Annotated in this window: 1 protein-coding gene and 1 pseudogene; both read left to right on the top strand. The window is 68.0% G+C overall.

The window, feature by feature from the left end; translation table 11 throughout:
* Nucleotides 1-542, top strand: a pseudogene (locus tag A5646_RS11595) (hypothetical protein); the annotation flags it as partial.
* A 154-nt stretch (nucleotides 543-696) separates the two neighbouring features.
* Nucleotides 697-2,012: Hsp70 family protein (locus A5646_RS11590; protein WP_067021794.1), on the top strand; the 1,316-nt coding region annotated here is incomplete at its 3' end.

Below are 2,012 nucleotides of genomic sequence, written 5' to 3'. Positions count from 1 at the left end.
CGGCGCTGGTCCGGATGGCCGACGAGGTGTGCCTGCAGATGCACCTGCTGTACCTGTCGTTCGCGATCGCGGTGCGGGCCCGGGCGGCTAGCGAGCAGGAAGCCGTCGGCGTATGCACCCGGGGCCTGATCGGCATAGCGGGCGTGGCCGCCGAACGCATCCACCGGGCGCTGAAGCTTCCTGGCGGGATCGAAGGGGTATTGCGGGTCCTCGAGCTGCACCCGCTGCTGAACCCCGCGGATTACGTTGTCGCCGAGACGGAATCGAACCGGTTGCACGTCCGCCCGTCGCCGGCCCACGACGACGCCGCCTGGATCTCGTTGTGCTCGCCGGAATCCGTCCAACCGCTCCAGGCCATCGTCACCGCGGTGGAACCGCACCTGGCGGTCCGAGTTAGCGGGACGGCCACCGACTGGACGGCGGAGCTGATCGAAACCGATACGCCCGCCGAGGAACTGCCAGAGGTTTCGGTGGTCAGGGTCAGCGGCGGATCGACGTTCCAGTTCGAGCCCAGGCGTTCGCTGCCGCTGACGGTGTTGTAGCACAAAGCTTTTTGTCAAGGGGTTTTCGGTACCGCTTCGGTGACGCAAGCGCATCGAGCGGATACCAATGACATTGCGAAGCATCGGCTTTCCGCGTGTCCGCCGCTATCGTTAACGCTGGCCACCGACCCCTATGGACGAAGGTTTTCGCTCTATGTACGACCCACTCGGGTTGTCGATCGGGACCACGAACCTGGTCGCTGCGCGTAATGGAAGCCCACCGGTTACCCGCCGGTCCGTGGTTACCCTTTACCCGCACTGTGCTCCGAAAGTCGGTGCGCCCGAAGAGAACCCGTACCTCGCCGAGCCCGGCGTGCCGATGAAGGGCTTCATCGAGCGCATCGGTGATTCCGTCGCGCTGGTGTCACCCGACGGTTCCACGCACGACCCGGAACTGCTGACGGTGGAGGCGCTGGACGCGATGGTGCTCGCCGCGGGTGCGGACGCGGCATGCTCGGAGATCTCCATCGCCGTGCCCGCGCACTGGAAACCGGCGACGGTGCAGGCGCTGCGGGACGCCCTGCGCACCCATGTGGGCTTCGTGCGTAGCGGGATGGCGCCGCGGCTGGTCAGCGACGCCATCGCCTCGCTGACCGCGGTCAAGTCCGAGCTCGGACTGCCCGACGAGGGCGTGGTGGGGCTGCTCGACTTCGGCGGCAGCGGCACGTCGGCCACCTTGGTCGACGTCGCGGGGGATTTCGAACTCGTCAGCGCGACACTGCGTTACCCCGCGCTGTCGGGCGACGAGATCGACCAGGAGTTGCAGCTGCGTGCCTTCGAGGAGCTGGGCCACGGCAGTGGCCTGGACCCGGCCAGCACCGCCGGTGTCGGCCAGCTCGGCGAACTCAGGGAACAATGCCGCGCGGCCAAGGAGCGGCTCTCGGCCGACATGGCCACCGACATCGTCGCGGTGCTCGGCGGGCGCAGTTGCAGCCTGACGCTGACGCAGGACGACCTCGAAGAGCTGATCCAGGATCGGCTGACCGGCTTCATCTATGCCTTCGACGACATGCTGGTGCGCTACCGCAAGAGCTGGTCGGACCTGGCCGCGGTGGTCACGGTCGGGGGCGGCGCGCGCATTCCGCTTGTCACCGAACGTCTTTCGATGCACGGCCGCACGCCGATCCTCACGCCGGCGCAACCTGCCCTGGCCGCGGCAAGCGGGGCGCTGATCCTGGCTTCCCGCGGTGGCGAACTGGACCTGCGCACCCGGACCTCGATCGGGCTGCTCGCTTCGGCCGACGCCGCCGGTGACGTCGTCGACCTGGGCGCCGGCGACGTGCTGGTGATCGACGACGAGGCGCTGACCGATCGCGAATTGGCTTGGTCGCAAACCGAATACCCAGGCGACCTGCGGATGCGGTTCGGCGGGGAAACCTACGACGAAGACGGTCCGGCCGGCTGGTCGATGCGGCTCAACGTCATCCAGCCGCCGCGGGAACGCCGGCGCTGGCTGCGGCTTCGGTTCTC

The sequence above is a fragment of the Mycobacterium sp. 1245499.0 genome (assembly GCF_001673615.1).
Lineage (GTDB): Bacteria > Actinomycetota > Actinomycetes > Mycobacteriales > Mycobacteriaceae > Mycobacterium > Mycobacterium europaeum_A.
The sequence above is the reverse complement of the archived record's forward strand: the minus strand, read 5'-3'. Positions and strand labels throughout refer to the sequence as shown.